Source organism: uncultured Clostridium sp. (genome assembly GCF_963527835.1).
Lineage (GTDB): Bacteria > Bacillota > Clostridia > Clostridiales > Clostridiaceae > Clostridium.
In genome coordinates this window covers 13,618-39,036 of record NZ_CAURTC010000017.1, presented here as the reverse complement: position 1 = coordinate 39,036, position 25,419 = coordinate 13,618, and the positions used below count along the sequence as shown (strand labels likewise).

General features: G+C 25.7%; 26 protein-coding genes and 1 pseudogene. 2 read left to right on the top strand and 25 right to left on the bottom strand.

The genetic code is table 11. The features are described 5' to 3' along the window. Positions 1-62: 62 nt before the first annotated feature. The 22 genes from RYM86_RS09855 to RYM86_RS09750 all read right to left on the bottom strand — a co-directional run bounded on the left by RYM86_RS09855 (position 63) and on the right by RYM86_RS09750 (position 19,667). Entirely contained in the window at positions 63-296 is a 234-nt protein-coding gene (locus RYM86_RS09855) for a hypothetical protein (protein WP_315080076.1), read from the bottom strand. A gap of 93 nt (positions 297-389) precedes the next feature. Next, a complete protein-coding gene (locus tag RYM86_RS09850) occupies positions 390-581 on the bottom strand; it encodes a hypothetical protein (protein WP_315080073.1) in 192 nt (63 codons plus the stop codon). A 49-nt stretch (positions 582-630) separates the two neighbouring features. Beyond that, positions 631-1,128 carry a hypothetical protein gene (locus RYM86_RS09845; RefSeq protein WP_315080071.1) on the bottom strand — a complete coding sequence of 166 codons (498 nt, stop codon included), beginning with the start codon at positions 1,126-1,128 and terminating at the stop codon, positions 631-633. Positions 1,129-1,567: 439 nt separating this feature from the next. Next, positions 1,568-3,757 (bottom strand): DNA topoisomerase III, encoded by a 2,190-nt coding sequence (locus RYM86_RS09840; protein ID WP_315080069.1) that lies wholly within the window; start codon positions 3,755-3,757, stop codon positions 1,568-1,570. A 186-nt stretch (positions 3,758-3,943) separates the two neighbouring features. Then, the gene (locus RYM86_RS09835) at positions 3,944-4,135 is read right to left on the bottom strand and encodes a YwbE family protein (protein ID WP_252212375.1); all 192 of its coding nucleotides are present in this window, start codon (positions 4,133-4,135) and stop codon (positions 3,944-3,946) included. Beyond that, complete coding sequence (locus RYM86_RS09830) at positions 4,119-4,244, bottom strand: hypothetical protein (protein ID WP_315080063.1); 126 nt, start codon at positions 4,242-4,244, stop codon at positions 4,119-4,121. The genes RYM86_RS09835 and RYM86_RS09830 overlap by 17 nt, the downstream gene beginning before the upstream one ends. 120 nt (positions 4,245-4,364) lie before the next feature. Then, positions 4,365-4,886, bottom strand: a complete 522-nt coding sequence (locus tag RYM86_RS09825; RefSeq protein ID WP_012451645.1) for a metal-dependent hydrolase — start codon at positions 4,884-4,886, stop codon at positions 4,365-4,367. A 264-nt stretch (positions 4,887-5,150) separates the two neighbouring features. Then, positions 5,151-5,381 carry a hypothetical protein gene (locus tag RYM86_RS09820; RefSeq protein ID WP_315080057.1) on the bottom strand — a complete coding sequence of 77 codons (231 nt, stop codon included), beginning with the start codon at positions 5,379-5,381 and terminating at the stop codon, positions 5,151-5,153. Positions 5,382-5,455: 74 nt separating this feature from the next. After that, positions 5,456-6,343, bottom strand: a complete 888-nt coding sequence (locus RYM86_RS09815; protein WP_315080053.1) for a radical SAM protein — start codon at positions 6,341-6,343, stop codon at positions 5,456-5,458. A gap of 233 nt (positions 6,344-6,576) precedes the next feature. Then, entirely contained in the window at positions 6,577-7,539 is a 963-nt protein-coding gene (locus RYM86_RS09810) for an alpha/beta hydrolase (protein ID WP_315080051.1), read from the bottom strand. Between the two features lie 336 nt (positions 7,540-7,875). Beyond that, positions 7,876-9,993 (bottom strand): HAMP domain-containing sensor histidine kinase, encoded by a 2,118-nt coding sequence (locus RYM86_RS09805; RefSeq protein WP_315080049.1) that lies wholly within the window; start codon positions 9,991-9,993, stop codon positions 7,876-7,878. A 103-nt stretch (positions 9,994-10,096) separates the two neighbouring features. Beyond that, positions 10,097-10,789, bottom strand: coding sequence for a response regulator transcription factor (locus RYM86_RS09800; RefSeq protein WP_315080048.1), 693 nt, complete (start codon positions 10,787-10,789; stop codon positions 10,097-10,099). A gap of 398 nt (positions 10,790-11,187) precedes the next feature. Further along, the gene (locus tag RYM86_RS09795; RefSeq protein ID WP_315080046.1) at positions 11,188-11,466 is read right to left on the bottom strand and encodes a late competence development ComFB family protein; all 279 of its coding nucleotides are present in this window, start codon (positions 11,464-11,466) and stop codon (positions 11,188-11,190) included. Positions 11,467-11,484: 18 nt separating this feature from the next. After that, on the bottom strand, positions 11,485-12,783 hold the full coding sequence (locus tag RYM86_RS09790) for a CCA tRNA nucleotidyltransferase (RefSeq protein WP_315080045.1): 1,299 nt from the start codon (positions 12,781-12,783) through the stop codon (positions 11,485-11,487). Between the two features lie 128 nt (positions 12,784-12,911). After that, positions 12,912-13,817 (bottom strand): MurR/RpiR family transcriptional regulator, encoded by a 906-nt coding sequence (locus RYM86_RS09785; RefSeq protein WP_315080043.1) that lies wholly within the window; start codon positions 13,815-13,817, stop codon positions 12,912-12,914. Positions 13,818-13,990: 173 nt separating this feature from the next. Beyond that, positions 13,991-14,701: a pseudouridine synthase gene (locus RYM86_RS09780; RefSeq protein ID WP_315080042.1), complete on the bottom strand. Its 711-nt coding sequence runs from the start codon at positions 14,699-14,701 to the stop codon at positions 13,991-13,993. Positions 14,702-15,055: 354 nt separating this feature from the next. Continuing rightward, positions 15,056-15,346: a hypothetical protein gene (locus RYM86_RS09775; RefSeq protein ID WP_315080040.1), complete on the bottom strand. Its 291-nt coding sequence runs from the start codon at positions 15,344-15,346 to the stop codon at positions 15,056-15,058. A gap of 411 nt (positions 15,347-15,757) precedes the next feature. After that, positions 15,758-16,807, bottom strand: coding sequence for a hypothetical protein (locus tag RYM86_RS09770; RefSeq protein ID WP_315080039.1), 1,050 nt, complete (start codon positions 16,805-16,807; stop codon positions 15,758-15,760). Then, a complete protein-coding gene (locus tag RYM86_RS09765) occupies positions 16,788-17,684 on the bottom strand; it encodes an ABC transporter ATP-binding protein (protein WP_315080036.1) in 897 nt (298 codons plus the stop codon). Before RYM86_RS09765 ends, RYM86_RS09770 begins: the two co-directional genes overlap by 20 nt. Continuing rightward, positions 17,668-18,066: a GntR family transcriptional regulator gene (locus RYM86_RS09760; RefSeq protein ID WP_252229772.1), complete on the bottom strand. Its 399-nt coding sequence runs from the start codon at positions 18,064-18,066 to the stop codon at positions 17,668-17,670. Before RYM86_RS09760 ends, RYM86_RS09765 begins: the two co-directional genes overlap by 17 nt. After that, positions 18,053-18,592, bottom strand: coding sequence for a hypothetical protein (locus tag RYM86_RS09755; protein ID WP_315080030.1), 540 nt, complete (start codon positions 18,590-18,592; stop codon positions 18,053-18,055). Before RYM86_RS09755 ends, RYM86_RS09760 begins: the two co-directional genes overlap by 14 nt. Before the next feature lie 430 nt (positions 18,593-19,022). After that, a complete protein-coding gene (locus tag RYM86_RS09750; RefSeq protein WP_315080027.1) occupies positions 19,023-19,667 on the bottom strand; it encodes a hypothetical protein in 645 nt (214 codons plus the stop codon). Positions 19,668-20,077: 410 nt separating this feature from the next. On the opposite strand from RYM86_RS09750, the gene RYM86_RS09745 reads away from it, so the two are divergent. Further along, positions 20,078-20,389: a hypothetical protein gene (locus tag RYM86_RS09745; RefSeq protein WP_315080025.1), complete on the top strand. Its 312-nt coding sequence runs from the start codon at positions 20,078-20,080 to the stop codon at positions 20,387-20,389. 27 nt (positions 20,390-20,416) lie between these two features. Here the strand turns inward: RYM86_RS09745 and RYM86_RS09740 are convergent, their stop codons facing one another. From RYM86_RS09740 to RYM86_RS09730, 3 genes and pseudogenes are all read right to left on the bottom strand, one after another. After that, positions 20,417-20,923: an NUDIX domain-containing protein gene (locus RYM86_RS09740; RefSeq protein ID WP_315080024.1), complete on the bottom strand. Its 507-nt coding sequence runs from the start codon at positions 20,921-20,923 to the stop codon at positions 20,417-20,419. Positions 20,924-21,118: 195 nt separating this feature from the next. After that, entirely contained in the window at positions 21,119-23,422 is a 2,304-nt protein-coding gene (gene gshAB / locus RYM86_RS09735) for a bifunctional glutamate--cysteine ligase GshA/glutathione synthetase GshB (protein ID WP_315080021.1), read from the bottom strand. Further along, positions 23,406-24,587: pseudogene (locus tag RYM86_RS09730) on the bottom strand (MATE family efflux transporter); the annotation flags it as partial. The pseudogene RYM86_RS09730 and the gene gshAB, both read right to left, overlap by 17 nt. A gap of 581 nt (positions 24,588-25,168) precedes the next feature. On the opposite strand from RYM86_RS09730, the gene RYM86_RS09725 reads away from it, so the two are divergent. After that, on the top strand, positions 25,169-25,393 hold the full coding sequence (locus RYM86_RS09725; RefSeq protein WP_315080018.1) for a helix-turn-helix transcriptional regulator: 225 nt from the start codon (positions 25,169-25,171) through the stop codon (positions 25,391-25,393). The last annotated feature ends 26 nt before the right edge of the window (positions 25,394-25,419 follow it).

Sequence of the window (25,419 nt, the reverse complement as noted above, 5' to 3'; positions counted from 1 at the left end):
AAAGGAATAAGTTTAAAACTTATGTTTGTAATATAGATGTTTTTTCATTACTTTGAACAAGATTACCATTGATTATTTGTAGCAGTTTTTTTATGTCTTCTACTTGCTTCTTCAATGTCATAATTTTGAGGCACTGATGTCCAGTTATTATTAGTGGCGCTTTTTCCTGATGTATCATTCACTTTCTCTGTTTTATCTTCGTGAATCAATGGTGCTTCCTTTTCATGGCATGAACATCCACAAGTCTTAAGGTCATTGTCACCATGATAACCCCAATATTCTTTTTCATTACTCATAACAAACACGTCCTTTCTACACATATAGATTGTGTAAAAGTTAAGTTTTTATGCTTTTTCATTCTAGAAATTCACACCACTTACTACTTAATTTTACTTGGTATGTGTACACTTTTCTCCTGTACTATCATTAAATCCTTTAACATGATAATGTTCAGTTAAAGGATTAGATGCTATATTTGACATTTGATTTTCTGTAACCATTCCAAGGTCGTGATAACCTTCTCCATTATAACGCTTAACATTTTTCTCTTCTTCACTACAAGATCTTTTAGGTGCATACATCTTAAACACTTCCCTTCTACACTAATATATTGTGTAGAAAAAAAAATTTTTATTCACCATTTTTTTCTAATTCATTTAGTACTTCTAAAAACAAATTGTACATTTCTACTTCGTCATCTTCTTTGCTTAGTACAATAAGTCCATAAAAAGATATAATTAACATATAGCATAATATTGATATAGTTCCTAACTTTTTTATATACAAACTAGTATATGCAAAAACAGCACTTGCAGTTAAATTAGTCAAAAGAGATGCCTCTATTCCACATCCGCCACTTAAATAAGAGCCTAGTTTTGTTTTAACATATATCTTTTCCATACTCATGTTTATATTTTCTACTTCATACCATTTTTTAACCTTATCATACATTATATATAAAGTCTTATCTCTATTTTTAGTAAGTTTAAGTAAAATTTTAAAAGCCTTCTTATATTTTTTTGCAATTTTAGGAGCATAAATTTTATATTCATCAGTATATCTATTTTTAAACCCTTTACTAGTATTAGAATGCAAATATCTTATTTTTATATTACTCTTATCTTCCAATATATTTTCCTCCAAAATTTTTCAAGAAGATTGTTAAACATTAATCCTAATAATATAAAATATTCTTATATACTTAAAATATTGCAAACGGATTTTTAATTATTATAAGTCTTACTTTATAAATATATTATTTCAGCATGTTTATTATTAAAAATTTAATCTTGTAATCCCGCATTTTACAATCAAATTCTTAAGTTCTTAAATTCTTAAATTTAAATATTCTTTTATTTTTTAGAATTTCCTAGACAAAAAAGAGCCTACTATATTTAAATATAATAAACTCTTTCTCCTATTTAAATCTCTATTTTAAATATGTGTTGATATATACAATAGGTAAAGTGGCATTGTAATTGGACTATACTCATTTTAGCATTCCTAAGTTCAATTACTCAGTCCACTTTGCTTATGTATATATCAACACACTACTAAAGCAGAACCTTTATTTAAAATCTTTTAAAAGTGCAGCAAATGGATTATCATTAAATTCTTCTGCTTCCTTTTTCATTTTTTTCATATAATTATTAACTTCTCTTTTATCTACTTTACCTTTTTTATCAAATCTCTTTTTAAATTGTGATGCTTTTTCTCTAAAGTTACAATTTGTATTTGGACAAACGTATATTTGACCTTCACCATGTCCTCTAAGTTCTAATTTTTTCTTACATTCAGGACATCTAGCATTTGTTATTTTAGATACACCTTCTCTATGACCACATTCTCTGTCTTGACATACATTCATTACGCCATTCTTGCCTTTAACTTCTAGCATGTATTTTCCACATACAGGACATTTTTTACCAGTCATATTATCATGAATGTATTTATCATTACTGAATTTAACATCTTGAACTAAAGCTGTTGTATAGTTTCTCATGTTAGAAATAAAATTATGAACATCTTCTTTTCCCTTACTTATATCATCTAGTGTCTTTTCCCACTTAGCTGTAAGAAGAGGTGATTTTAAATCTTTTGGTACTAAATCAATAAGTTGCTTTCCTTTTGATGTTGGATATAAGTCTTTACCTTTCTTTTCTATAACAAAAGAGTTAAATAACTTTTCTATGATGTCTGCTCTTGTAGCAACAGTACCTAATCCTCCAGTTTGACCTAAAGTCTTTGCTGACTCTTTATCTAGCTGGATGTATTTTTGAGGATTTTCCATAGCTGATAAAAGTGTACCTTCATTAAATCTTGCTGGTGGTTTAGTTTGATGATTCTTTATTTCTATAGAATTTATCTTTAACTTATCGCCTTTTGATAAATTAGGAAGTACTTGTTCTTTTAATGCTCCGTCTTCACTTGTCTCTTCAAGATCATCGTTTTTATCATAAACCATCTTCCAACCTTTAGATTTTATAACTTTACCTTTAGCTTTAAAATTTTCATTTCCAATCTTAACTTTAATTGAAGTCTGAATATATTCAAAAGGTGGTAATAACACACTTAAAAATCTCTTTATAACTAAATCATAAATATTTTTTTCTTCCTTACTAAGCATTCCAAGTGATACCTTTTGCTCTGTTGGAATTATAGCATGGTGATCACTTACCTTTGAATCATCAACAAAACTCTTATTACCATGTATAGTTCCTTTTAATATTTGATTAACAGCTGATGAATAATTTCCAACAGATATAGCTTTTAATCTTTCTTTCAATGTTGGAACTATGTCTCTTGTTATATATCTTGAATCTGTTCTTGGGTAAGTTAATATTTTATAATTTTCATAAAGTCTTTGCATTATAGATAAAGTTTGTTTAGCTGAATATCCAAATATTCTATTTGCATCTCTTTGAAGCTCAGTTAAATCATATAAAGCAGGTGAATATTGCTTCTTATTACTTTCGCTTATTTCTGAAACTTCTCCTTCTTTACCCTTTAATCCTGATATTAGTTTCTTTACTAACTCATTATCATATATTCTATTATTGTTATCATTAGCTGACCACTCCATAGCTAAATTATTATTTTTAGCTATTATAGTATAATAGTCCTTAGGTTTAAAGTTTTTGATATCCTCTTCTCTTTGAACTATCATCGCAAGTGTTGGTGATTGAACTCTTCCAGCTGATAATTGAGCATTATATTTGCAAGTTAAAGCTCTAGTAACATTAAGTCCTACAATCCAGTCTGCTTCTGCTCTTCCTTGAGCGGCTCTATATAAATTTTCATAAGCAGAACCTGGCTTTAAATTTCTAAAACCATCTAAAATTGCTTTATCAGTTTGAGATGAAATCCATAGTCTTTTTATTGGCTTTTTAACTCCAACCTTGTCTATAATCCATCTAGCAACTAATTCTCCTTCTCTTCCTGAATCTGTTGCAATTACTATCTCAGTTATATCATTTCTAAGCATTTGTTTTTTCACTTCATAAAATTGCTTAGAAGTTTTCTTTATAACACATAACTTCATATTTTTAGGAAGCATTGGAAGGGTTTCCATACTCCATTTTTTATACTTATCTCCATATCCTTCTGGATCTAGTAGTGTAACCAAATGACCTAATGCCCAAGTTACTACATAATTATTTCCTTCTATATAAGAACCTTTATTTTGATTACATTTTAATACTTTAGCTAAATCTCTTCCTACTGATGGTTTTTCAGCTAATACAAGAATTTTACTCATTATTTTCTTCCTCTCTCAAAAGAACTCTATTAAAATCCAATTTATAATATAAATTTCAATAGAGCTCTATTTTTACGTCGTATAATTTAATTATATCATAAAATTATATGTGAGATTATAATCTATAAACTTTATAGACTGTAAGCTTTATACGATAATATCCGAACTCACTCAAAGCTACTTAATTTAAAGAATTTTTTGAACTCTTCCGACTACATTATCTTCAAGCATAACTTTAATTCCTCTATGATGATTAGAAGAATTAGTAAGAATTCTCTTAACTATACCCTCAGTTAACTTTCCTGTACGTTGATCCTCTTTCTTAACAACTAATACCTTAGAACCTATTTTTATATCACATCTATTTGTTCCATTCATAACAACATTCTCCTCCAAAATTCTTAATATCTACTGCAAGCTCTAACAGTCTTTTACTATCATTTTCATTTATTAATTCCATACTATCTGCTATCAACTCAATAAACACTTTATTTAATTGTTTATTTATTAATATACTATTTTATTTCTCATTATTTTTACACGAGATGTCGCACTTAACTTAACAATTCATCATACATTAACACCATGATAAACATATCCCCTTAACTTAATGTTGTGTAAATGTAAATATTGATGTTATTCTTAATAAATCTAATAATATTACTATATTGATAAATATTATTATTCCACAAAAAGTGAATTCTAATTGACTATTAGTTTTGATTTTACCTAAGGATATTTTCTTTTTACTTAAGGGATAAAACCAAGGTAATCCCCCAATTGTACAACTATCTAAAATTAAATGAGAAACTATTCCCAAAAATAACCCATTAATAAAAATCAGTTGAAGTGCATCTTTAACTGGATATGTCACTATTAAATATAATATTAAGTATAATAATGGTGAATGAAAAAGCTTTCTATGACCTGCTAATTTATTTATAACTCTAGATACCGGTTTTGCTTTTTTTCCAATATAACTACTTTTATGATCAATATCCGGTAAAAGACTTCCTAATATAGAACCGCCAACAAATATAGTTACTGGTAATAATTCAATATTGTGCATTTGTGAAGTTATATAAAAACTCGCTAGAATACCTCCATTTATATGAGTTTTATAATTCATTTCTCTTCTCCTAATTTTTCTTTGGTTTCTATTAGTATATTGGCTATTATACTACATATTCGCCATATTTCCAAAAAATTAGATATAAAATTCATATTTATTTGCAAACCAAATTAGAATTTACTAAAAAGCAACCTAAAAAAGCACCTAAAAATATAAGTTATTTTAGATGCTTCTTAGCTTAACCTTTAACAATTTAAAATTATAATTGAATAAATTTAATCAGCTTAAATTATAATTAATATTTTAATTACTATAAATCTATTAATTTTCTATCATTGATAATAAATCCTGAACTGATTTTTTAACCTTACTAGGTAATTTGTCTAATGCTTTTTCTCTTTTTCTTTCATCTTGTATTTGAGCAATTCTAAGTACTTCTTGTTGAAGTCCAGGCACTCCCTTAAGATCTCCCACTGCTTGATAAAATCTTTGAGCAAATACTGGATCCTGCATTTTTTGTTGGACTTTCATTATTAACTGATAACCATTCATTTAAAATCCTCCTACTTAAGCGCTATCATTCCATACTCTTATAGTATTCAGATTTAATATAAATGGTACGAATATTATAAACTTCTTAAATTTCTGTTAAATTCAAACTTTAATCTCATTTCGTCGTAATTTTCAAGTATTATATCTAATCTTTTAATAAATTCTTCTTTATCTCTTGATAATTTCCCTGACATTTGTGTAAAGTTTGATTCATGTTTTGAACTAAATAATGTATTTTCATTAACATTTAAGTTTTTTATTAAAGTTCTTAATTCTACTAATCTTTCTAATTCTGTTGCTTCTTCGAATTTTCCAAGTAAGCAATCTGAATTTAACTTTGTTCCTGGCATTAATATTAAAGATAATGGGAAAATTCCCTTACTGTTTACTTTATTTAATAATTTTGCTGTATCAACAGCATTTTTAATTCCTTTACCAGCGCCAGCAATACCAGTCATAACCATACAATAGTATCCTATTCCCGCTTCATCTAATTTTCTTAATTCATCTAAAGCTTCTTTTGAAGTATTTCCTTTATTAATATTTAAAAGAACTTCATCATTTCCACTTTCTAATCCAATATATAAATCGTTAATTCCAAGATTACGTAATTCTTTTAATTCATTTATATTTTTTAATTTGATGCTTTTTATTGAAGCATACATAGCTATTGTTTTACATTTAGGTAAATGTTTCTTTATTAAAATAGCTATATTTTTTAATTCTTCTGTAGTTAAAATAAATGGATCTCCATTTAATAAATAAATTCTTGAATCATCTTTATGTAATTTACTTGCTTCTTTTAAATCCTTTTCTATTTGATCCAAGTTCTCTTTTTGAAACCTTATATTTTTATACATATTACAGTATGCACAACTATTATGTGAACATCCTGATGTTACTTGTAATAATAAAGTATTTGATTCAATTGGTGGTCTATAAATAATTTTATCGTAATTCATAAAAATACCTCTACTATTATAATATTGTTGTAATTTAAACTAAATAAACATTATTATTAACGATAATGTTTAATCAATTATTAAACATTTTACCCATAATTTATATAATCTAAACACTTTATTTATAATATTAGTAGAGGTTATTTTTATTAGCTTACTAGCTTTTTATCGCATATGCTTATAAAACCAGATGCATAAAAAAACCTTAACCAACAATCACCTTATAGTTTTTATTAAATATATTTTTCAATAAAATTCTTTATAGTATTCCAATATAAATCTGGATTAACTTTATGAGCCTTACAATGCCCCGCTTCTTTTACTATTAATATTTGTTTTTCACATTTCGCTGCATTATATACCTTATCTAGCATAAAATACGGTACAAATTTATCTTCCTCTCCATGAATAAATAACATAGGAGTCTTGGATTTACTTACTTGCCTTACAGCTGAAGCTTCTTTCAAAAAATATCCTGATTTAATTTTAGTAATAATACTTGCTGCATACAGTATTGGAAATTTAGGTAATTTAAACATATTATTTAATTGATATGAAAATTCATCCCAAGCTGATGTATAACCACAATCTTCTATGATAGCCTTAATATTAGTAGGAAGTTCTTCACCTGATGTCATCATAACAGTACTTGCCCCCATAGAAATACCATATAATAAAATTTCAGATTCTTTATCTTCATTTACTATATAATTAATCCATTCAATAATATCTTTTCTATCGTGCCATCCCATACCAATATAATTACCCTCACTTTTACCATGACCTCTCAAATCTGGTATTACAACATTATATCCCATTTCATAAAATGCCCTTGCTCTACTTCCCATTCTTAATCCTTCACCAGTATATCCATGAACAATTATAGCCCATTTTTGTGAATTATCGGTATTTAATATTTGATACCCATGAAGATTTAAATTATCAAATGACTTTATATATACGTCATTATACTTTGATGTATTTAAAATCCATTCTCTATCTTCTTCTCCATCCTCTCCGCTAGTTTCATCTTTCTTTACTACTTCACTTACAGAGTTTTTATTGCTATCAAATACTTTATCTTTTGATATCTTAGGATTAAGTGAAAAATTATAAAAATAGTTTCCTGCAAATATAAGTAAAATTATAATTATTAATAATGCGATACATATTATTAGTATTATCTTATCTTCCATTATTATCTTTATCTCCTACTGTTTAATTTATATAAATTCTATATAATATACTCTTAAAACCTCGTTTATTGCTTGCTTTTTTCATTAATATAGTTATATATTATATTATCATATTTTTAGCAGGCTGTCTTAAAATAAAGATTATAAAAATCAAATTCTAATTCCACTTCGCCCTTGCATTACAATATCAATATCCCATTAAAATATAATATAAGAAGAAAAGGCCATCTCAAATACACAAAGATATTTTTTGAGATAGTCTTTTTCTATAGCAAATTTCTAAATCTACACACCTATATAAAATTAATATTTAAAATAATATTAATCTTATAGGTTTTAAGCTTTTTTCAAATTAACTACTACCTTAAATAAATCTCCATCAATACTAATAATAAACTGTCCTCCTTGTAATTCAACTAAACTTTTTGCTATTGATAATCCAAGCCCTGATCCTTCTGTTGTTCTCGAACTGTCACCCCTTTTAAACCTCTCTAGTATTTCTTCTTCAGTAAAATCAACTTGATATTCTGATATATTTTTAAATACTATTGATATATACTCATCTTCTTCACATACTTCAATATATACCCTAGAGTTCTTCATAGAATACTTAAGTATATTAGATATTAAATTTTGAAATACTCTAAAAGTCTTTTTTCCATCAGCGTATATAGAAAGTTTTCCTTCAGGTATATTCTTTATAAATTGTAGATTAGATTTTTCTATTTCATTCTCAAATTCCCCTATAGTTTGTCTAATAAGGGCTACTGGATCTAAGTTCTCCATATCTAACTCTAAAGTTCCAGATGATGCTTTTGAAGCTTCAAATAAATCTTCAATTAAAACCTTTAGTCTTAATGATCTTTCCTTCAGAATTTCTAAATACCTTTTTTTATCTTCTTCTGAAATATTCTCTCTATCTAATAAATCTATATAATTAATTATAGAAGTTAGTGGAGTCTTTAAATCATGGGATACATTCGTAATCAATTCTCCCTTCATTTTTTCACTCTTAACTGCCTTATCTATAGCTTTGTCTAACCCATCTTCTATATTCATAACATTATTTGCTATATCCTTAAGGATTATTGCTCCTTTTACATCAATTTTATTATTATAATTTCCCTTTAAGATATTATCTGTACCAATTTTTATTCTATTAACGTTCCTTGCAACGGAAAGAAAATATATTATTATACATATAGTAAATGTAATGCTAGGTATTAATTTCATTACCTCATATGGCCACTCCCAGTAAATCCATATACTATCCCCCATTAAATATGCTTGTGTAAATACTACGATAACATAAGTAATAAATACTATTATTGATATAACAAGCCTTGAGGAAGTTGACTTTATTAAGAAACTTTCTTTTATTAATTCTTTAATTTTAAAAAATATTTTATAAAGTAATGATTTTTTATAAATATAATTTTTTATATTTATTTCTTTATTTAATAAATATAAATTTCTTATGTCTGATGCCACTAAATATATTGATATAATCGCTACTATAATAAGGGTATATAAATTACTCCAATATACTGTATTACTCCAACATACTACATTATACAAAAATCTTAAACATATTATAGATAATATAAAAACTAAACACCTTATTTCAATAAATAAATTCTTATAAATTTTTATTATAAAATTATCCTTTAATATTAAATATAATGTTTTTTTACACTTCAACATTAAAATAATAATCATAAGAATATCTAATAAGCTTAAAATTAAAAAAGTATATGCCTTAAAATTTTCCTCATTTTTTTCATTAATTTTATTGACTATTTCATCACCACTTTTTAATGGATTCGATATCCTAACAATAACTTGTTTATTATTATAAAGATTCTGTATTCTATAATAATTATGTGTTTTATTAAAGAATTTTTTTAAACTAGTCGAAACATTAACTTCTTCTGGCACTTTATTATAATTAATGTCTAAAACCATCATATAATACTTATAATTGCTTTGAGTTTCATTTATAATATCATCTTTTGATTTACCTTTGATATTTGTTATAGGCTCTTCACCATCATTTTTTTCTATATAATACTCCACATTTCCACTTTTTGCGAAATACTGATATTTGTCCTCTAAATAACCTTGTATGCTTTTTATTCCTTCTTCTCTATATGCTTCATCACCTTGCTTAAGTTTTTCTTCTAATTTATTGCGTCTATCTATTAATTCCTTATAATTTTCATTGTATCCTTCAATTGAATCATGATTTTCCTCATTGTTAATCAAATATTCATTTGGAATTTCATCTACAACTTCTTTTAAACTATCTCTATCAACATTCTCTAAATATTTTATTTGATTTTGTATAGCTTCTTCTTTTAGACTTCCATCTGATTCATTAACATAATAATTCATATCCCTTGCTAAAAGACATACATCATTCATAGAATTTATTAAAAATTCTTCAACATCCATCTTCCTTTGGTATCTAATGAATTTATGGGATGAGCTCATAAAAATAGGTAAAATCATAATACATAAGAGTAAAATTAATAAATTAGCATGTCTAATTTTTTTGTTATTTTTCAATTTTATATCCAATTCCCCACACCACCTTTAAATATCTTGGTTCTTTAGGATTTATTTCTATCTTTTCTCTTATCCTTCTTATATGAACTGTAACTGTATCCACATTATTAAAGACCGGTTCATTCCAAACTCTTTCATAAATTTCTTCAATGGAAAAAACCCTGTTGGGATTATCCATAAGAAGGGTTAAAATCTTAAATTCCAATGGAGTTAATCTTATATTTTCACCATCTACAAATACTTCTTTACTCTCCTTGTTTAGTTCTATCCCTCCTACTGTAATCACACTGTTATTTTCTTTTAAAGGCGAAAACTTAGTATACCTTCTTATTTGAGAGTTAACTCTTGCTATAAGTTCTAGTGGATTAAATGGCTTAGTTATATAATCATCTGCCCCTAAGTTTAAACCTAATATCTTATCAGTATCTTCTGATTTAGCTGAAAGCATTATTATTGGAATCTGTTTTTCTTCTCTTATCTTAATAGTAGTTCTAGTCCCATTCATATTAGGCATCATTATATCCAATATAACAAGGTGTATATCTTGCTGATCTATAACTTCTAATGCTTGTATACCATCATAAGCTTTGAAAATTTTATACCCTTCGTTAACTAAATATACCTCTATTGCTTCAGTTATTGTCTTATCATCATCAACAACTAAAATATTGTAATTTTTCATTTTATCCTCCTTAATAATTTAAAATTCATGTTAATTTTACCATATTTTATTAGTTGATAGAAAATTTAATCCCTTTAGACATTTGAATATGCCTTACCTTTATAATAAAAGTAAAATATTACAAAACTCTAATTGAAATTCTTAAGAATCTCGAAAGAAAAAACTGACTTAAAATTATATCTAAATAATTTCAAGTCAGTTTATAGGATTTTTAATTAGCAATGCAATTATATTTCTATTTTCACGCTGAGCTTTACTTTTTTATAAGGATCTGTTTTAAATGCGTGTTTATATATGCAATAAGTTCAATTACCTGCCCAGCTTTACTTATGCATATATCAACACCCTGCTAAAACAGAGCCTTTTATAAAATCCTCTTTAATTAGTTATATATCACTCTAAAATGTTTCATCTGCGTGTTTAGGATATTTTTTCACTGTTTCTATTGCTTTAGAAACTTCTATTACTATATCAGTCTCAAATTGCTGATACATTCCACTTATTTTAGCCATTATTTCACCTTTATTTGTTGATACATAATATGGTTTTAAATTATTAAGTGCAAGTGCAAAAATATCTTTTTTACATTTATCACATTTGCACATATCATTTTCCATTAATAACTTCTCCATGCACTCTTTTACCCATATTTCCATATAATTTATTGCTTTATCCATAATACTCTCACATCTTCCTTATAAATTTATTTTTTCTTTTACAATATTTATAAGGATTTCTTTATCATTTAAGTCCGGATTATTCATTACTAATTCTAATAATTCATTTAGCATTTCACCAATATTCTTTCCTTTTTCAAGACCTAAACTTATCAAATCCTTACCACTTATATTTAAATTACTTAAGCTAAAACATTCGTTGTTTAAAATCACATCTTTAAGATTTTCTCTAATATATAACAAATGTGATAACCTTTCTTCCTTATATAATGGATTTTGAGATAATATTTCAGATTCTTTTACCTTTAACAAATCTTCAAACAAGTCTAAGTTAATTAAATTTAGCATTTGCTTTATCTCTAATTTTGTATTTAAAGAATTATGCATATACCTTGTCAAATCTGTAACTTTATTTACTGTGTCATTATCATATTTGAATTCTTTTAAAAACTTTTTAATCTGTAAGATAGTGTACTCCATATCTTCATTATTCATTTTAAGCAAATTATGAAATAACATAGTTAATTTCAAGTGTAGTTTATTTTCTATTTCTTCAGTAGCTCTAATTGTATGAGTATATAAATTATCATTGTAATACATATTATCAATTTTAAAATCATAAAACTTAATTATTTCTGGGAAAATATACTCCATTAAGCCTGTTTCTCTTAAAATATCAATACCTTTTGTATTGCTCATAAGTATCTTATTAAATTCTTCTCTAATTCTTTCTTTTGATATATTTTTTATATTTTCTCTTAAGTTTTTTATTGAATTTAATGTCTCATTTGAAATGCTAAAATCTAATTGTGATGAAAATCTTATAGCTCTTAGCATTCTTAAAGCATCTTCTGAAAATCTTTTTTCAGAATTACCTACTGTTTTTATAACTTTTTTCTTTAAATCACTTACTCCCTCAAAATAATCTATTAATCCATCTACCTTATTATATGCCATAGCATTAATTGTGAAGTCTCTTCTTGCTAAATCTTCTTTTAAATTTGATACAAAATTCACTTGTTTAGGATGCCTACTATCTTCATATTCTCCATCCATTCTATATGTAGTAACTTCATAACCTTCTGAATTTATAAGTACAGTTACTGTGCCATGTTTAACCCCTGTTAATATAACTTTATCAAACAACTTTATAACTTCTTCCGGTGTTGCTTTAGTTGTTATATCCCAATCTTTAGGAATATTATTAAGTATACTATCTCGAACACATCCACCAACTATATAAGCTTCATGACCATTATTATTTAATCTATCAAGAATAAATATTACATTATTTGGAATATCAATGTTAAAATTCATGTTTAAAATCCTTTCTTAAATCGTATCTATTATATATTAACATTAAGTCTTATAATATCAAAATTTACAAAACAAAAGCCTTAAAGGAATAAGTTTAACTAATCCCTCTAAGGCTTTTGCTATAATTATTAGTCATCAGCTACATTTCTATTATTATAAGAATACACATTGTAATCTTTCCATATTTGTTCTAAACTCCCAAATGTAGTTGAAATACGATCTTTTTCTCTCATTCCAACTGCAATAACTAAAGCATTTATTACAGATAAAGGAGCTACTAAAGAATCAACAAATGAAGCCATATTACTTTGAGCAATTAAAGCATAATCTGCTTTAGATGCTAAAGGTGATAATAAACTATCTGTTATTGCTACTACTTTTGCATTTCTATCTTGTGCAAAAGCTAATACATCTATAGTTTTAGCAGCATATCTTGGAAATCCTATTCCAATAACTAAGTCATCTTCTCCTATATTTATCATTTGTTCAAAAATATCTGAAATTCCATAGCTTACAATTCTTACATTTTGAAGAATTACATTTAAATAAAAACCTAAAAATTCTGCTAGTGCAGTTGAGCTTCTAAGGCCTATGATATATATCCTCTTTGCTTCAAATATACTTTGTACAACATTTTCAAAAACATTTTGGTTTATCTTTTCTAATGTTGCTCTTATATTCTCCATATCAGCTTTAAGCACACCTTTTAATGCATCACCATCACTGTAATAGTCATTTTGAAGTTCTATCCTTTGAACAGTTGTAAGTTTATTTTTTATAAGTTCTTGTAATGCCTTTTGTAACTTAGGATATCCTGAAAAACCCAATTCATTTGCAAATCTTACAACAGTTGATTCTGATACACCGACTGAAGTTCCAAGTTTTGCTGCTGTCATAAATGCAGCTTTATCATAGTTCTTTAATATGTATTCTGCAATTAATTTCTGACCTTTGCTTAATCTTGAAAATTTAATCTGAATAAGTCTCATTAAATCTTTAGTATTTTCATTATTATCATTATTTATATCATTCATGTTTTTTTATCACCCTATCGTTCACAATATTGAATAATATTCATTTAAATTCTATCATCTTACAATCATATATTCAAGGAATATTGAAATATTAAGAATAAAAACTCTTAATTTGCAAGTTATTACTCAAAATCATTCATTTATATAAGTAAATTTATTAAAAAAACATGATTTTATAAGTTTCTTATATAATTTAACTCCTCATTAGTTAATTCTCTCCACTCGCCTTTTTTTAGATATTTTAATTGTATTTCTCCTATTGATACTCTATTTAGCGATAATACTTCATGATTTATAGCTGTACACATTTTCCTTATTTGCCTATTTTTCCCTTCATGAATACATACTTCAACTGTAGATTTTCCATTTTCATAACTTAAAACTTTAAGACTCGCTGGTGCTGTTACATATCCTCCAATATCAATTCCTTTATTAAAAGTATCTATATCCTTTTTTGAAACTTCGCCTTTAACTACTGCGATGTATTTTTTATTTAGTTCCTCTCTTGGGTGAATTATTTTATTATATATGTCTCCATCATTTGTTAATAAAATAAGTCCTGAACTATCATAATCTAATCTTCCTATAGGATATATTCTTTCATTAACTTTAACTAAGTCTAAAACTGTTTTACGTCCCTTTTCATCCTTTGCAGAAGTTATATATCCTTCAGGTTTATTAAGAATTATATAAACTTTATTTTCTTCCTTAGTTATTAAACTTCCTTTGTATTCAATCTTATCCTCTACAGGATTCACTCTAGTTCCAAGTTCTGTTATAACTACTCCATTAACCTTAACTTCACCATTTAATATTATCTCTTCACATTTTCTTCTTGAAGCTACGCCACAACTTGCCATATATTTTTGTAATCTTTCTTCCATAATACTAATCAACTCCATAAAATAAACATTTATTTAAGTAATACTTAATTTTTTAATAAGTCTATACTAAGTAAAATTACCTTAAATGCATATAAATTATTTTTTATATTGCATTAATAAATATACCATAATTCTAATCTTAATTCATATTAAAATTTTCATTATGATAAATAAAAATAATAAACCTAAGTTTCTTAATACTTTCCTCTCAAGAAGAATAGGAATCAGCATAAGAAACTGGTTTATTATTTTAATAGATTATATGCAAATAGAGGCTTTATTTGCCTCTATTCACACAATAAAGTGACATTGTAATACGAGTCACTATTACTCTATTTGTCTAAAAATCAGGAATTACCAGAAACCTCTACCTAAGCCTCCACAGCCTCCGCCGAATCCTCCACAGCCAAGACCGCCAAATAGAAGTAATATTATCCAGATCCACCAGAAGCCACCGAAGCCTCCGCCAAAGCCGTTACCACAGCCTCCACCGAATCCTCCACCAAATCCTCCACCGAATCCATCATTGCAGCATGGATTGCAGCATGGGTTACAACATGGGTTACAACATGAAGTGCAGCATGGTCTGCAACATGGTTTGCAACAACATTCGCATTTACAACAATCACAAGATCTCTTTGACATGTTTACCAACTCCTATTCTTTCGTTTAGTATATATTATTCAAACTTCAAATTTTGTGTTCTATTGTTTGAAAATAATTTTTTATATTAGGACTTAGGCTTTTTTATTCTAGGAGTTATAATAAATTAATAGGGTTAACGTAGCTACTTCATGTCTTTTTTAGTTGAAAGTGTACAAATAAGAATTGAAAGTTTTGTTAGAAGGTCTTATTGGCTTTCTAAAAATATATATTTAAAAATTCCACTAAGAAATTTATTCCATTACCCTCAATTTTCAACGTTTAATTCTCAACTAATATTTTCTTAAAGCTATCTTTTATCAGCTTTTCAAACTTTAAAAGTTTTATATATTCCTTTACATTGAAAAAGGAGTGTTGCATTTTGTCTTGCAACAGCTCCTTCTTTAATAAAATTTAAGCTAACTTCTTTGATACTTTTTTAATTATCATATATATTATAATTCCTACTATAGCTGATAATCCTAAGTCTATTCCAAAACTTGTCAAATAGTTATTAATAGATATCTTTTCTACAAAATAATAAGAGTCTGTAAATCGTTCTTTATAGTTTCCTAGTATTAAATCACTTAAAATTATTCCAAATGCTATTGATAGATAGACAATTACTACATTTTTACTCCATGTAGAACCAAAGAATCCAACATTGGTTTCTAAAGAATTTTTTCTTTGAACATAGTTTAATATAAATAAAGAAACTACTATGATTAATATAAGTATGCATGACCCTATAAATAAATTTCTCATTCTAATTTGATCAGCGCATGTATAACCTTCAAAGAGTCCAGCTGAACTGAATCTATTTAATTCTTCACTCGTATGTTCTTTTACTATTACTCTATTCATCCACATATAATAATAATGATCAAATTTTCTAACTAAAGAAAAGATGAAAGAAATAGGAATTATTATCATAAACATTATTCCTACCATATTATTAGAGAACATAGAATCTATAGTAAGCATAACTATTATTCCTATTATTCCAAATAATACAACTTTTATTAATTCAACCATAATTATGGTAAAGTATCCACTAATAATTATAAAATTATCTATATTTCTAATATAAAATGTACTTGCTATATATAAATATGTTAAAACAAAAAGTCCTAATGTAATCATATAACAAATCACTTCATTGAATTTTATTTGCTTCCTTGTATATGGACCACTTGATAAAAATATTTCTGTATTACGCTTATTGTTTCCAAAAGTTAAAACATAAATAACCAAAAATATTAATCCTAATATAAAATATTGTTCAAACCCTACTGTTCTAAATTCATTAGAATTTAATCTAGAAATATCATTTAATACACCCAAATGTACATCACTGATTATAGCATTAGAATATAATCCCCAAAAAAGTATTCCTGCAATTATTGCAAACTTAGCTGAATTAAACCATTGATAAATTAATGCCTTATTTAAATATCTTCTCATTGTTATTCTCCTTATCTACTTTGTAAATAAAGATATCTTCTAAGCTTAAATCTATTTCTTCCATAAACAATGGATTAAACTTATTTAAAGCTTTTATGAATTCTTCATCATATTGATCAGTTATAATTGTAAATACTCGTCCCACTTTAGATATCTTAAATATTCCTTTTAAATTTAAATCTTCTTCATATGTTGGTTTATCAAATGCTACTTGTATTTTCTTTATTTTATTTTTCATATTTTCAATAGAATTTTTATACGAAACTTTTCCTTCATCCAATATAGCAACTTCATCACATATTCTTTCTAATTCCCCAAGATGATGAGAGCTTATTATGATAGTAGCATTATTATTAGCCACTTCATCTATAAATATCTTTAAAAGCTTATTTTTTACTATTGGATCAAGTCCAGATGTTGGTTCATCCAAAATTAAATATTTTGCATTAATTGAAAATGCTAATGCTAAAGATAATCTCATTTTCATTCCCTTTGAAAATTGAAATACAAATTTATTTAGTGGCAATTTAAATATTTCATTTAATTCATTGAATCTATCAATATCAAAGTTTTTATATGCATACTTATAGTATTTCAAAACTTCCTTAACTTTAAAATTATAGAAAAAAGTATTTTCATCTGCTACAAATCCAATATTTTCTTTAACCTTTGGATTATCATATACATTTTCATCATTGTATTTTACTTCACCTTCACTTGTCTTATAAATTCCACTTAAACATCTAAGCAAAGTAGATTTACCTACTCCATTAGGACCAATTATCCCAAATATTTTTCCTTCATTTATATTTAAATTAATATCTTTTAAAATTTCTTTATCATCTATCTTAAAAGATAAATTATTTACCTGAATCACGATCTTTTCCTCCTAATTCATCAAATATTACTTGTACTATATTTAAAAATTTCTCTTTGTCTATTGAAACATAACTTGCCTCTAAAATTAAATTCTTTAATTCTTCTCTAATTTTCTCTAATTTTTTTGAGTCAGTAGTTGATTTTATATTATGAGTTATAAATGTTCCCTTTCCCCTCAATGTTTCTATAATGCCCTCTCTCTCTAATTCTCTGTAAGCTTTACTTATAGTATTAGGATTTATAGTTAATATCGATGATAATTCTCTAACTGATGGTAATTTTTCACCTTCATTTAAAGCGCCCTTTAAAATTAATTCCTTAATTCTAAGTTCAACTTGTTCATATATAGGAGTACTGCTCCTTGGATCAACCTTTATCATTATGATTCTCCTTATTTATTTCTCCATCTTTATCTATATCCCAAATACTAATATAATCTATTACTTTCCCTTCACCTTCATCTATTAATATCATATCTATCATCTGTTTATTTAAAGAATTTGCCCTTGGATACTGTGTATCCGCTTTAATCCTAACCACATTAATATTATCTTGTATTTTATAATTGGATAATCTTGATGCAGCATCAATATACTCCTTCTTTATTGAGTTAATCTCTTCTTCATCTAATTCTTGTTTTTCTATGTTACGAATAGTTTCATAATCTATTGCTGATCCTGCAATTCTTTTTCTTAATGAAAGACACTCACTAAATTGTTTGCTAGCCACCCAGTCACTTTTTTCATTAAATACTATAGTTTTATTATTTTCTAATTGATTTAATATTTCATCTGTAGTGTTAAAATGTACTTGTTTTTTGTATATCTTATCACTAGAGCCTATGCAAATCAGTGCTGTCATAACTACAAACGCGCCTAAAGCAACTATTATTTTAGATTTTCTCATATACTTACCTCCTTGTATTAAGTGTACTACTTTATATAGTACACCTTTATTATAATAAACTAGAACTTATAAAGATATTAGTTATTTCTTAAAAGATTCTTAATATTATATCCCTAACTATTTTTGAAAATATTAAACTTTAACCTAATTTAATATAATTCCACTGATAACTGTATATGACAGTGTATCATCATCCAAAATATTTCTTCTAAGCAATAACAAAAAACAGTAATTGTATTAATTATACTCACTCTTTATAGTAATTAATTAAAATAATAAAAATGTTCCTATAATTGAGAATATAAAACATCTACTTACTGTTTTTTACTTTACCTATAAATTTTTATGTAATTTAATTTTAATTTAAAAATAAACTATATGTATTTGAAAAAATTACAAGCTTTATTTTTAATTATAAGATTAACTAATCTTATATATCTTTTTTTACTATTGATTGTATTCCATCTTTAGATTTTATATATTCAAATTTATTATTTGCATTATGTACAAATTCTTCTATCCATTTACTTCTCAAATAATAAAAGTAATTAACGTCTCCATGTTCTTTGTTCCATATGGTTTCATGAACACATATTATTCTTTTCCACTCAACCTTATTTTCATTTGATGAAATAATCTCATTTACTTTGTCACTTGGTATACCATCAAATATATATTCATATACACCATTAAATATTTGCGGAGCTGTATTTAACTCTATACATTTTTCTAACAATTCTTCAGCAGCTTTTTTTCCTTGATTTTTATAAAGCATTTCAAGTTTATCCTTTGCATTACTATTGTTATTTATAATCCTTGTAATCCATGCTGCTGTTCTTTTTTCTGCTGAAATAATTTTTTCCTGTAACCATCCATTAACATCATTTATATCAACCATTTCTTCTAATGGAAGATTTGGAAGTTTCGGTCCATACTCTTCATTTATATCTTTAATTAAAAGTTCAATATCTAAACCTTCATTTTCAGCTAAATTAATTATATCTTCTTCTAAACTTTCAAACCATAAAATTTTTTTAAATAACACTTCATGTGCTTCTTCAATATATAAGTTCATTAAAATTCCTCCTAAGATATATAACTTAAATAATAAGTATATTATATTTTATTAATTCACTGTAGCTCTTTTGTTTAAACTACATTTTTATATAAGTTATTCTCTAAGTTAAATTTTTATATTTCTAAAAATAAAAAACTATATGAATTCCTCTTATTTTTAATAAATACTATAACTTTATTATTAACTTTTATGAATAGAATTATAATCTAAATTAACTATTTAAATTACACTTATTAAAGAATTAAAATCTTTATTATAGAAATACTAAATTTATAAATGTTAAATAGAAATAATATTATCTAAATACAAATAAGTTATTAAACATTTAAAAGTTACTAATAATGTAAGAAAGGAGGAGTTAGTGAGATTTTTCTACTTATAATATACAGTCTCACTAAAAATAATTTATGAATAATAAAGATAATAATACTGTTAATCATATTCCTTTTTTAAAAACTGATGTTTATAAAAGTAGCACCGATACTGATTTTATAAGCAATTTAAATAAAAATTTAGAAAATGCAGTGTTAGGTGATGACTTTTCAAATGCTATAGAAACAATATATAAAAATCCACATCCACAAGAAAATTTGAAAGATACATTAGTTGAATCTTTAGAATCAACTAAAAAGGGACGAGAGGCTTTAAATAATACCTCTACATATAAAAGCAATATAGCTTTAAGCTCAATATCAACGCTGACTAATAGATTACGATAATCTATTGCTTAATATTCTATTTTTATTTTATACCATTAACAGTTCTTGTATCTTATTTAAAATATCATATATTTCTGGATATTTAAATGCTTTGCCTTCATTAACCATTCTTTTAAATTCATTTACAGATACCCACTTAACTTCACTAACCTCTTCTTTTTGCAAAGATGCTTTTGATATATCATAATCTTTTTTTACTGCGAATACGTCCCACATAGTATTTCCATGTATTAAATTGCAAATAAGATTAAAATCTTCTTTCAGTATTTTTAAATCTATCTCCTCTTTAGCCTCTCTTATGCATCCATTTTTAGTATCTTCTCCACTTTTTATGTAACCTGTAGTCATTCCCCAAACATTAGGTAATACTTTTCTACATGAAGCTCTTTTTTGAATTAATATTTCATTTTTACTATTTACCACCCATAATTCAATTGCAAAATTATATTCATCCTCTTTTAACTCAGCTCCTCTTTTTTTAATGACTCCAGTTTTTTTACCATTCTTATCATATATATCTAATAACTCGTCCATTTTATTTCCTCCATTTTACGCACCAATCCTATTTATTATTAATAATTATAACATTTCTTTTTTTATAATGTATAAAAAAAGAAGTTCTAAGTTTCATTATCTTAGAACTTCTTATATCACATCATATTCTATTTAACTTTGTTTTTACTTCATATTAATATTTCCTATTAACATAAGCCTGATTTTATATTTACTTTAAATAAATCCTAATAGATCTAATATTTTTACAGCTATATTTCTTTCTGTACCCTTATATGGATAAGAATGAATATGTATTGCTGGGTTAAAATTAAGCTCAATTATTGCATATGCTGAGTTTTCATCTTTATAATCTTCTATGATCATATCAACTCCACATATTTTGGCATTTACTGATTTTGCACATTCTACTGCTATATTTTTAAACTTTTCTAATATGTCATCAGTATAATCTATGCTATCTCCACCTGTACTTATATTGGAATTTTCTCTTAAATATATGGTTTCACCTTTTTTAGGTACATAATCAAAATCTTTATTTTGTTGTTTGAGAAATAATTTTACATTTTCATCTAAATTTATTTTTTCTAATGGTGTTCTATAATGATATCCTCTTAATGGATCTTGATTTTTTGTTTCTACCAAATCTTTTATACTACTTGCACCATCACCAATAACATTAGCTGGCACCCTATGTAAGACACCTGCCACTTCATCATTTATTACTAGAAATCTATATTCTTTTCCTCTTATAAATTCTTCTACTAAGACTGTGTCATCATGCTTAAATGCTATTTTTAATGCTGAAATAAAATCTTCTTTATCACATTTTTCTGTGAATATACCTATTCCTATGCCGAAATTAGTGGATTTAGGCTTTATTACTATTGGCTTATCTATAAATTCATCTATCATGCTTATTGCATTATCTATTGAAGTAAATTCACTTCCTTTTGGCACTTTAATATCATTATCTTTAAGTACTTTTTTCGTGACCACTTTATTTTCCATAATTAAAACACTAACATAATTATCTTTTGAAGTTTTAGTTGCTTGTTTTATATACTCCACCTTTTCGCCTTTTTGAAGTGAAATAAAATTATCGCTTCTATCTATAACATTAAATTTAATTCCTCTTTTTACTGCCTCTTTTATCAAAATTTGAGTAGATAATTCTAAATCTTCATATACATCAAATTTAAATCTATTATTATATGCATCATCTTTATATTTCTCTGATAAGTTTAAAAAGCCATTAACATATCCTTCGTTTTTTATTTTTTCAAGTATCCTATATGAATATGTAAGATTACTATTATTAACTTTACTAATCATAGAATCTATCATATTCTCTTTTCCAAGTTTAAGTTCACTATTTAAGTTCTTAATCTCTTCTAATAATTTTAAAGCCCATGTATCTCTTGATATAGATATTCCATCTCTTTTTAGTTCAACATTGCTTTGTCCAAAATTTGATATAATATTTTGATTTTCCAACGCTTCTTGTTGCCAAGTTTCATAGTCACTTTCTTCTTTTATTAATAAAAATATATTGAATATTTGAAGGAAATATAAATCATCTAAAGCTATCCCGCTCTTTTCAAATGGGTTTATATCTATAGTTCTATACTCCAAATAGTTTATTCCATCATTTAATAGTGAATTTAAAAAATCATCATTGTTCTTGGGTTTTAATCTTATTTGACTGTATAATTCTTTATAACTATCAATAATACCATCATTTATAAATGATTTTAAGCTTTCAATATATCCTTCCACACTATAATAGTTTGGAAATAAATCTATATTATTTCTATATCCATATTCTCCACTTCTATAAGATGTAGCTTCGTTATTAGATAATGTATCCATCCCTATTTTTTCAAATTCATTCTTACTATTTTCAATGTATGTGCTATGTAAAATAGGACTTGCTCCTAAAAGATATATTATTAGCCATCTGTATCTAAGATAATTTCTTGCAACTTTTAGATAAATATTGTTTTTAAAAGTTTTATAAGTACCTTTTACCCCATACTCTTTATATAAGCTTTTTATTAGTTCCTCATTAAATGAAAAGTTATAATGTATGCCAGAAATAAGTTGTTTTTTTCCTCCATATCTGTGTATTAATTTTTCTCTGTAGTGTTTTGCTTCTTTTCCTTTAGAGCCTTCATTATATTTAGCAATAGGTATTTCACTTCCATCAGGAATTAAGCATGGCATAGATTGTGGCCATAAATATTCATCTCCAATTTCTTGAGATACAATATCATAAAGTGAACTTATAAATTTATGAACTTTTTCTACAGTATCAAATACTGGAGTTATCATTTCTATTTGACTTTCTGAAAAGTCAGTAGTTATATAAGGATTATTTATCTTATCTCCAAAAACTTTTGGATGTTCCTTTAAAGATAGCTTTCCTTTTTCATTAACTCTTAACATTTCTCTTTCAATTCCATAATTTGCTTTTAGCAGTTGATTGATAGTAACCTTTTCCTTAATATACTTTAACATCGCTAAATTCCTTTCTTACCTTTAACATGTACAGTAAATATGCCATTGTACCTTTTAAAATACTAGATAGTGCTATACTAATCCAAACTCCATTCAGTCCAAATTTTTCTATAAAGATAAGTGCCATGGGTATTCTTAAAACAGTAAATACTATGCTAATAATTGCTGGTATTTTAGGTTTTCCTACCCCTGTAAACAATCCATTAGACACCATTTCTATTGTGCTGAAAATTTGTGAAAAAGCAATAATTTTAAGATAGGATGAGCTTATAATTATTGTAGCTTCATCTCTAATAAATAACTTAATTATTGGTATATTAAAAAACAAAAATAATACAGTCATTATAAATGAATATGTGATTCCTATCTTAAGTGCAGTATTATATCCTTCATTTATTCTATTATATTTTTTTGCTCCAAAGTTTTGACCTGTAAAACTAGAAATAGCTCCATTTAATCCGCCTATAACCATATAAGTTATAGATTCTATTTGAAGACCTATTTTTTGAGCAGCTATTGCATCTGTTCCAAATCTGCTTATAATTCGCGCAAGTACTATATTTATAATAGTAAATAATACTCTTTGAAGAGACATTGGGAAACCCAGTCTTACTATCTCTATTACTTTTTTATAATCCAGTTTATATTTAAAATTATATTTTAAAATTTCCTTGCATTTGAAAATATATATTAAAAACATAACTATGTTAGCAACTAAAGTGGCTAATGCCGCTCCAAGTACTCCTAATTTAAATGTATAAATAAGTATTGGATCTAAAATGATATTTATAATTATTCCTATTGCATTTATATTAAAGGCTAACTTGTTATTGCCAAAGCTCCCCAGTATTCTCGCATACAATAAATTAAAGAAGGCAATAAGCATAGTTGGTCCACTTATTAATAAATATGTATATGAATCGCTTTCAACAATTGGATTATTTAAATTTAAATAATTTATAAAATTCTTCCCTAAAAATATCATAGATAACATGAAAATAAATCCAATTATTAAATTAATTAAAAGTCCTGCATTTATATATTCTTTTATATTTTTATCATCTTTCTCACCTATAGCGTGTGCAACTTTTATTCCACAACCAATAATAACCAAAGCATTTATAGAATATCCAAGACCTATATAAAAACTTGCTGATCCTATGCTAATAAAATAACATGATTATTTATCTTTCTGCATTATACAATATATTTAGATAAATTAAATAATCTTATACTTATAATAATACAATTTTTCTTTGTAGTTTCAATAATAATTTATAAAATTTTTCTTCATTTTTGCTCATATAACTATTTTTATCTTTTATTGTTTTATTATCTTCCATATTTTTACCCCTTTGAATTAGAGGTTGATATATCAACTTATTTTTAGCGCACTTAATTTCCTTTACAGGACTTATTATACATCAAAAAAAGTTTAGTACCACTAAACTTTCGACATCTTCTGACTATTCCAATTTTATGCAAATAATAACTAGCGTATAAAATGTAGATATTAAATGTATTTATAAATTAATTGTCATTTTATAGTTTTTTTATATTTATTTTTTAATCCTTTAAAAATAAATTTGTTAACAGAATCTATTTTTGTCGTAAAAAAATAAGATATTCTGAAATTTATCTTTCTAAAATAAATATAAAACATTATATTAAAGCATAGAAGGAGTATAATATATTCTGTAGAATTATGTATAATAAATTGTGTGTTACTTTTGATGAGGTGATTCTATGTTAAAACAAAAGAGAAAAGATAAAAAATTTACTCAAGAAGAATTAGCATTATTACTTAATGTTAGTAAAAGTACCGTATGTCAATTAGAAAAACATCCTGAACTTTGCAATCCTAATGTAAAACTAATTTTAAAGTTATCTCAGCAATTAGATATTGAACATTTGCAAATATATTTGTATTTTGTTGAGAAAATAAAATTCCAGCTATGTAATAAAAATTAAATACAAGAATTTTAAAAAGATTTACG

Coding starts and splice junctions, on each gene's coding strand:
- RYM86_RS09760 (WP_252229772.1), bottom strand. CDS start 18,066: ATGATAAAGGTTGATCCAAGGAGCAGTACTCCTATATATGAACAAGTT.
- RYM86_RS09800 (WP_315080048.1), bottom strand. CDS start 10,789: ATGAAAAATTACAATATTTTAGTTGTTGATGATGATAAGACAATAACT.
- RYM86_RS09740 (WP_315080024.1), bottom strand. CDS start 20,923: ATGGACGAGTTATTAGATATATATGATAAGAATGGTAAAAAAACTGGA.
- RYM86_RS09775 (WP_315080040.1), bottom strand. CDS start 15,346: ATGTCAAAGAGATCTTGTGATTGTTGTAAATGCGAATGTTGTTGCAAA.
- RYM86_RS09840 (WP_315080069.1), bottom strand. CDS start 3,757: ATGAGTAAAATTCTTGTATTAGCTGAAAAACCATCAGTAGGAAGAGAT.
- RYM86_RS09820 (WP_315080057.1), bottom strand. CDS start 5,381: ATGAATGGTTATCAGTTAATAATGAAAGTCCAACAAAAAATGCAGGAT.
- RYM86_RS09815 (WP_315080053.1), bottom strand. CDS start 6,343: ATGAATTACGATAAAATTATTTATAGACCACCAATTGAATCAAATACT.
- RYM86_RS09780 (WP_315080042.1), bottom strand. CDS start 14,701: ATGGAAGAAAGATTACAAAAATATATGGCAAGTTGTGGCGTAGCTTCA.
- gshAB (WP_315080021.1), bottom strand. CDS start 23,422: ATGTTAAAGTATATTAAGGAAAAGGTTACTATCAATCAACTGCTAAAA.
- RYM86_RS09745 (WP_315080025.1), top strand. CDS start 20,078: ATGAATAATAAAGATAATAATACTGTTAATCATATTCCTTTTTTAAAA.
- RYM86_RS09855 (WP_315080076.1), bottom strand. CDS start 296: ATGAGTAATGAAAAAGAATATTGGGGTTATCATGGTGACAATGACCTT.
- RYM86_RS09770 (WP_315080039.1), bottom strand. CDS start 16,807: ATGAGAAGATATTTAAATAAGGCATTAATTTATCAATGGTTTAATTCA.
- RYM86_RS09810 (WP_315080051.1), bottom strand. CDS start 7,539: ATGGAAGATAAGATAATACTAATAATATGTATCGCATTATTAATAATT.
- RYM86_RS09725 (WP_315080018.1), top strand. CDS start 25,169: ATGTTAAAACAAAAGAGAAAAGATAAAAAATTTACTCAAGAAGAATTA.
- RYM86_RS09850 (WP_315080073.1), bottom strand. CDS start 581: ATGTATGCACCTAAAAGATCTTGTAGTGAAGAAGAGAAAAATGTTAAG.
- RYM86_RS09755 (WP_315080030.1), bottom strand. CDS start 18,592: ATGAGAAAATCTAAAATAATAGTTGCTTTAGGCGCGTTTGTAGTTATG.
- RYM86_RS09825 (WP_012451645.1), bottom strand. CDS start 4,886: ATGAATTATAAAACTCATATAAATGGAGGTATTCTAGCGAGTTTTTAT.
- RYM86_RS09790 (WP_315080045.1), bottom strand. CDS start 12,783: ATGAATTTTAACATTGATATTCCAAATAATGTAATATTTATTCTTGAT.
- RYM86_RS09750 (WP_315080027.1), bottom strand. CDS start 19,667: ATGAACTTATATATTGAAGAAGCACATGAAGTGTTATTTAAAAAAATT.
- RYM86_RS09785 (WP_315080043.1), bottom strand. CDS start 13,817: ATGAATGATATAAATAATGATAATAATGAAAATACTAAAGATTTAATG.
- RYM86_RS09805 (WP_315080049.1), bottom strand. CDS start 9,993: ATGGATGTTGAAGAATTTTTAATAAATTCTATGAATGATGTATGTCTT.
- RYM86_RS09835 (WP_252212375.1), bottom strand. CDS start 4,135: ATGAATGGAACAAATAGATGTGATATAAAAATAGGTTCTAAGGTATTA.
- RYM86_RS09795 (WP_315080046.1), bottom strand. CDS start 11,466: ATGGATAAAGCAATAAATTATATGGAAATATGGGTAAAAGAGTGCATG.